This is a genomic window from Enterococcus sp. 3C7_DIV0644, from assembly GCF_002141235.1.
Classification (GTDB): Bacteria; Bacillota; Bacilli; order Lactobacillales; family Enterococcaceae; genus Enterococcus_D; species Enterococcus_D entomosocium.
Map to the genome: position 1 here is coordinate 2,565,213 of NZ_NGLK01000001.1, position 6,263 is coordinate 2,571,475.

Below are 6,263 nucleotides of genomic sequence, written 5' to 3' on the forward strand. Positions count from 1 at the left end.
TATTCCAGTTGCAGCCAATGCCATTTGGGTTTTAGTCCCTTCTGACATCCATTGAAGCACAGGTTTTTGCTAGTTCTGCTTTGGCTGCCACTGCCCAAGGATGGGGGACCACTAAGTCACCGGCAAAGAGCCAGTCCATATAATAGCCAGCGGCAGATTCCAAGGAATCATCGAGGCGCTCTAATAAACCGGTTAAGAAAGGTGCTTGATCTTTGCGATCCCATTTGATTTTGTCGGCTAAAAAAACGATCAGATCGAGACGACTATATTGGGCCTTTAAGGTGGTATGACAGCTGATGGCGGACAGAATCTCTGGGTCAGACACCTGAAAAACCGTTTTTGCCAACAAAGCGGATTGCTGCTGATGCAGCAAAAAAGGTGCTTGCCGCTCCGCGTCTAAGATCGGTTCGCCTACCGCTATCTGCAAGGCGATTCGCTGGTCATTAGGGATGACGACGCTGACATCGTGCAGCAGTCCTGCTGAGTAAGCTTTGTCCGCGTTGACTTGAAACCGTTCTGCCAATCCTTTGGCTTCTTGGGCAACGGCTAGATTGTGGACCGCCGTTTCGGCATGATCGAAGGCTTCCAGATACTGAACCATTTGCTCAGTGAGGGTCTCCCCCTGTAAAGGGAGAGTATAGGCGGCAAGTTGACTTTGACCAGCTTGTTTCATCTCAGCTACTCCTTAAAAAGACTTGTACTATGGGCAGGTTGTGTCCGCGTTTTGGGATCAATGTAGTGGAGCGCATTGTTCACCGCAGTTGGGGCTTCCCCGAAACCAGTAGCGATCAGGTCGACTTTTCCATCGTATAAAACGACATCCCCACAGCCATAGATCCCAGGAACAGACGTGCTCATATCTGAAGAGACGAAGACTCCTTGGCGGCTGCTTTTCATGCCCCAATCCTTGATGTTCAATGTGGAAGAAAAACCGTAATTGACGATTAAAGCATCCAATGAAAGGCTGACTGTTTCATCACCTTTGACTTGCTGCAACGAGACACCAGTCAAACGTTGCTCTCCTTGGAGCTCTTGAATCACATAAGGAGTCAGAATGTTGACGGCAGAAGCTTGTAATTTGCTGACGCTATGTTCATGAGCACGAAATTCAGGACGGCGATGGATCAAGTAGACTTCACTAGCGATCGGCTCCAGCATCAATGCCCAATCGATGGCAGAATCGCCGCCACCGGCGATCGCTACTTTGCGTCCGGCATACTTCATCAAATCGGTGACAAAATAGTCTAAGCCGTATCCTTCAAACCGCTCGCTTTCTGGCAAAGTCAGTTTGCGCGGCTGGAAGGAGCCGTTTCCTAAAGCCAAAATCACGGCTTTCGAGTAATGGATTCCTTTGTCGGTAGTGACTTCGATATAGTCTTCTTGTTTTTCGACCGACAAGACGGTTTCTTCTAAACAATATTGGTGATTGAAGGTCGTCAACTGTTTTTCCAGGTTTTGGACAAGATCGCCCGCTTTGATTTTCGGATAACCTGGGATATCGTAGATGTATTTTTCTGGGTATAAAGTAGCAAGCTGACCGCCTAATTGCGGCAAGCTGTCGATGATCTTGGTTTTGGCGTTACGCATACCGGCATAGAAGGCAGAAAACATCCCGCTAGGTCCGGCGCCGATAATCGTTATATCAAAAATATCCATGTTATTCCTCTTTCCTAAGCACGTTGGGGTGAAGCATGTTCGTGTTGTACGAATAGCTTCATTATAGCAAAAATTATCCAAACTAGCATTTTTTCAATTTTCTGCTATCATGGATTTATGAGAGAGAAGGAGGAGTTAATGTGTCTGAATTTCCACAGTTAGCATTAGAAAAACAAACTGGCCATAAAGCAGTCATCAAAACCAATCGTGGGGATGTAGTTGTACAATTGTTCCCAGAATTGGCACCAAAAACAGTCAAAAACTTCGTTGAATTAGCGAAAAAAGGGTATTACGATGGGATCATCTTCCACCGTGTCATTCCTGATTTTATGATTCAAGGCGGTGACCCAACTGGTACAGGTATGGGCGGCGAAAGTATCTATGGCGGCAGCTTTGAAGATGAATTTTCAAAAGAGTTGTTCAATCTTCGTGGCGCTTTATCCATGGCAAACGCTGGTCCGAATACTAACGGCAGTCAGTTTTTCATCGTAAACAACCAAAATGTTCCTAGCAACATGTTAGGTCAATTAGAAGGTGCTGGTTATCCAGCTGAAATCATCGAAGCCTATCAAGCAGGTGGTACTCCTTGGTTAGATTTCCGTCACACAGTCTTCGGTCATGTGATCGAAGGAATGTCAGTTGTTGATGAAATTGCTGGTGTGCAACGGGGACCACAAGATCGTCCGGTGCACGATGTAGTGATCGAAACGATCAAAATCAGCGAATAAAACAAAAAGAACCCAAAAGCAGTTTCAACGGTCATCCTCAGGAGACCGTTGAAATGGCAGCTTTAGGGTTCTTTTTTTACACGTAAGCGTTAATCGATCGGTTGGCCTTTAAACGCGGCGGCGATTTGATTGAGTGCTTTTTCTAATAGCTCTTTAGGGCAGGCAAAGTTTAGCCGCATATGGTGACTCCCGTGGGGACCAAAGATACTTCCTTGATTCAACACGACGCTGGCTTCTTTGATCAGTTTTCTTTGTAGCTGATTGTCCGTTAGGCCATAGGCAGAAAAATCTAGCCAGATCAAGTAAGTACCTTCAGGCTTTTGAAACGACACGGTTGGCAGTTGGTCAGTCAAAAAGTCACAGACAAAGGTGCGATTTGCCTCTAAGTAGGACAATAGTTCTTCTAACCATTCTTCAGATTCACGATACGCTGCTTCAGTAGCGATCAATCCAAACGTATTGATCTCCCCTTGAACGTTACGCTCCTGTGTTTTTGCAAATTGGCTGCGCAAGGTTTTATCTTTGATGAATACCATCGAATTTTTGATCCCAGCTAAATTAAAGGTCTTGGTTGCTGAAGTCAAGATGATTGAAAAATCGGCAAAGTTTGGCTCAACTGTTTGGAAAGAAACAAAGTGATTTGGCGCAAAAACGATGTCTTGATGAATCTCATCACTGACAACGATCACTTGATGTTTTTGACAAATACGGCCGATCGCCAGTAGTTCTTCTTTGGTCCATACCCGGCCACCAGGATTATGCGGATTACATAGAAGAAACAATTTTACCTTCTTTTCGATGATCGTTCGTTCCATCGCATCAAAATCGATGACGAAGCGTCCATCTTTTTCCAATAAGGGTTCTTGAATTAAGGTACGCTGATTGTTTTTGACAACATGGGCAAAGGGATGGTAAACCGGATCGTGGATCAATACGGCATCTCCTTCTTGGGTGTAACTTTGGATCGCTAGTGCAATACTAGGAACGACACCGCTATTAAAAAGGATCGCTTCTTTATTGATGGTATAACCATGACGTCTTTGCTGCCAATCGATGATGGATTCAAGCAGCGAATCAGGGATGGTGGAGTACCCATAGATCCCTTGGGCAACTGCTTTTTCTAACGCTTTTTTCACTGGTTCTGGTGCCAGAAAATCCATGTCGGCTACCCAAAGCGGCAATAAGTTTTCTTCCTTATAGGTTTTTGCAATTGTATCCCATTTGACGCTATTGGTATTTAAGCGCGGATGAACTTTGTCAAAATTGATCATGCGTTTCCCTCCTATATTGTATAACGTTGTTTCTGATGCTTCAAATCTACCACTAGTTCAAGTATAATGAAAGTGGAAAAGAGAGGAAAGACTATGAATTATCAAATCGGGAACATTATAGAAGGAACAGTCACTGGGATTCAACCCTATGGTGCATTTGTTTCGTTAGATAAAGAAACGCAAGGCTTGATCCATGTTTCAGAGATCCAATCCGGGTTTACTAAAAATATCCATGAAGTCTTACAGATCGGCCAAAAAATCCGTGTACAAATCATTGATATTGACGAATACAGCCAAAAGATCAGTTTGTCCCGCCGTACATTGGAAACAAGTTTTGTTCAGCCACCCTTTAAGCGTAAACGCTACTTTACAAATAAGAATAAGCGGATTGGTTTCCGTACGGTTGGAGAAGCTTTACCAGTGTGGGTGAAAGAAGCTAAAGAAATGTTAGAAAAAGAAAACAGCAACAGATAATCGTGCATATTTTCTGAAAATGTGCTAAAATTAGTTTACAAACAGATGAATAACTGAGGTGGGTATTTTGGGATCCAAAAAAGTAGCGGGTACAGTTATGATGCACTTAACAAATGGTTCGAAACGATTTTTGATGCAAATACACGAAGGCACTGCGGAATTAGCGTCAACGGATTTTTCTGAAGATAAAACCGGCTTGGCTACGATCTTACAATTGTTTAAAGACCGTATTCACCTTGATGTGACAGCGATCGAACTCGTTGAACTCACAAACGGAAATATTGATACGCAAAATATTCCTTTATTTGTTTTTGAAACACAAGAAGCAGGACAAACGCAACAGCTGCCAGAGGGGTATGCGTGGGAAGAGCCCAATATCTTTCGTAAGATCATTGAAGACTATAAGATCGAAGGCGTTCCGTTCTTTTAGCACCTGAATACTAGCGAAAAGACTGAAGACCGTTACAACGGTCTTTTTTTATTGAAAACTTTTTGTAAATAAAATGAAATATTTCCTTGACCTAAGTCAAGAAGAATGGTAAATTAGTCAACGTTGGCAATTGAGTCAGCGGGTCAAAAGAGCGTTTGAAAAAACTTCAAAAAAATGCTTGACCAAAAATGAAACAGATGATATTATAACGAAGTCGCAACAATAAAATAGTTAATCGATGTTGATACATCAACAAAATTAATTAAAAAAGTTGTTGACAAATAACAAATCATTTGTTATTCTAATGAAGTCGCTGAGATAGCCGCTGCGAAGTTGAAAAACAACGAGCGAAAAAAACTTTTAAAAAAGAGTTGACAATCAACTGTCGCTCTGATATGATATAAAAGTTGCTAACACAGCACTGTAGACCTTTGAAAACTGAACAAAGCAAGCAAACGAACCAATGTGTAGGACGTTTCAATTTATTGAAACAAATACATGCAAGCAATAGCTAGCAAAGTTAATTTTTATGAGCTTAATGACCGTATGGTCATTCAAACAAATCATTATGAGAGTTTGATCCTGGCTCAGGACGAACGCTGGCGGCGTGCCTAATACATGCAAGTCGAACGCTTTTTCTTTCACCGGAGCTTGCTCCACCGAAAGAAAAAGAGTGGCGAACGGGTGAGTAACACGTGGGTAACCTGCCCATCAGAAGGGGATAACACTTGGAAACAGGTGCTAATACCGTATAACACTATTTTCCGCATGGAAGAAAGTTGAAAGGCGCTTTTGCGTCACTGATGGATGGACCCGCGGTGCATTAGCTAGTTGGTGAGGTAACGGCTCACCAAGGCAACGATGCATAGCCGACCTGAGAGGGTGATCGGCCACACTGGGACTGAGACACGGCCCAGACTCCTACGGGAGGCAGCAGTAGGGAATCTTCGGCAATGGACGAAAGTCTGACCGAGCAACGCCGCGTGAGTGAAGAAGGTTTTCGGATCGTAAAACTCTGTTGTTAGAGAAGAACAAGGATGAGAGTAGAACGTTCATCCCTTGACGGTATCTAACCAGAAAGCCACGGCTAACTACGTGCCAGCAGCCGCGGTAATACGTAGGTGGCAAGCGTTGTCCGGATTTATTGGGCGTAAAGCGAGCGCAGGCGGTTTCTTAAGTCTGATGTGAAAGCCCCCGGCTCAACCGGGGAGGGTCATTGGAAACTGGGAGACTTGAGTGCAGAAGAGGAGAGTGGAATTCCATGTGTAGCGGTGAAATGCGTAGATATATGGAGGAACACCAGTGGCGAAGGCGGCTCTCTGGTCTGTAACTGACGCTGAGGCTCGAAAGCGTGGGGAGCGAACAGGATTAGATACCCTGGTAGTCCACGCCGTAAACGATGAGTGCTAAGTGTTGGAGGGTTTCCGCCCTTCAGTGCTGCAGCAAACGCATTAAGCACTCCGCCTGGGGAGTACGACCGCAAGGTTGAAACTCAAAGGAATTGACGGGGGCCCGCACAAGCGGTGGAGCATGTGGTTTAATTCGAAGCAACGCGAAGAACCTTACCAGGTCTTGACATCCTTTGACCACTCTAGAGATAGAGCTTCCCCTTCGGGGGCAAAGTGACAGGTGGTGCATGGTTGTCGTCAGCTCGTGTCGTGAGATGTTGGGTTAAGTCCCGCAACGAGCGCAACCCTTATTGTT

At 44.4% G+C, this 6,263-nt stretch carries 6 protein-coding genes and 1 rRNA gene (1 of these 7 only partly in view); 4 read left to right on the forward strand and 3 right to left on the reverse strand.

Annotated features, from left to right (window positions below):
• Nucleotides 1-31: 31 nt before the first annotated feature.
• Nucleotides 32-673, reverse strand: coding sequence for a bis(5'-nucleosyl)-tetraphosphatase (symmetrical) YqeK (yqeK, locus tag A5877_RS12110; RefSeq protein WP_086316922.1), 642 nt, complete (start codon nucleotides 671-673; stop codon nucleotides 32-34).
• Nucleotides 674-678: 5 nt separating this feature from the next.
• Nucleotides 679-1,656 (reverse strand): NAD(P)/FAD-dependent oxidoreductase, encoded by a 978-nt coding sequence (locus A5877_RS12115; protein ID WP_008378083.1) that lies wholly within the window; start codon nucleotides 1,654-1,656, stop codon nucleotides 679-681.
• Between the two features lie 140 nt (nucleotides 1,657-1,796).
• Between A5877_RS12115 and A5877_RS12120 the strand changes: the two genes are divergently transcribed.
• Nucleotides 1,797-2,384, forward strand: coding sequence for a peptidylprolyl isomerase (locus A5877_RS12120; protein ID WP_008378086.1), 588 nt, complete (start codon nucleotides 1,797-1,799; stop codon nucleotides 2,382-2,384).
• Between the two features lie 89 nt (nucleotides 2,385-2,473).
• Here A5877_RS12120 and A5877_RS12125 read toward each other — a convergent pair whose 3' ends face one another.
• Nucleotides 2,474-3,655 carry a MalY/PatB family protein gene (locus A5877_RS12125; RefSeq protein WP_086316923.1) on the reverse strand — a complete coding sequence of 394 codons (1,182 nt, stop codon included), beginning with the start codon at nucleotides 3,653-3,655 and terminating at the stop codon, nucleotides 2,474-2,476.
• Between the two features lie 93 nt (nucleotides 3,656-3,748).
• Here A5877_RS12125 and A5877_RS12130 point away from each other — a divergent pair, with 93 nt between their 5' ends.
• From A5877_RS12130 to A5877_RS12140, 3 genes are all read left to right on the forward strand, one after another.
• A complete protein-coding gene (locus A5877_RS12130) occupies nucleotides 3,749-4,129 on the forward strand; it encodes a CvfD/Ygs/GSP13 family RNA-binding post-transcriptional regulator (RefSeq protein ID WP_008378090.1) in 381 nt (126 codons plus the stop codon).
• A 67-nt stretch (nucleotides 4,130-4,196) separates the two neighbouring features.
• Complete coding sequence (locus A5877_RS12135; RefSeq protein WP_008378091.1) at nucleotides 4,197-4,559, forward strand: hypothetical protein; 363 nt, start codon at nucleotides 4,197-4,199, stop codon at nucleotides 4,557-4,559.
• Nucleotides 4,560-5,123: 564 nt separating this feature from the next.
• Nucleotides 5,124-6,263 (forward strand): 16S ribosomal RNA (locus A5877_RS12140); it runs 420 nt beyond the window's last position.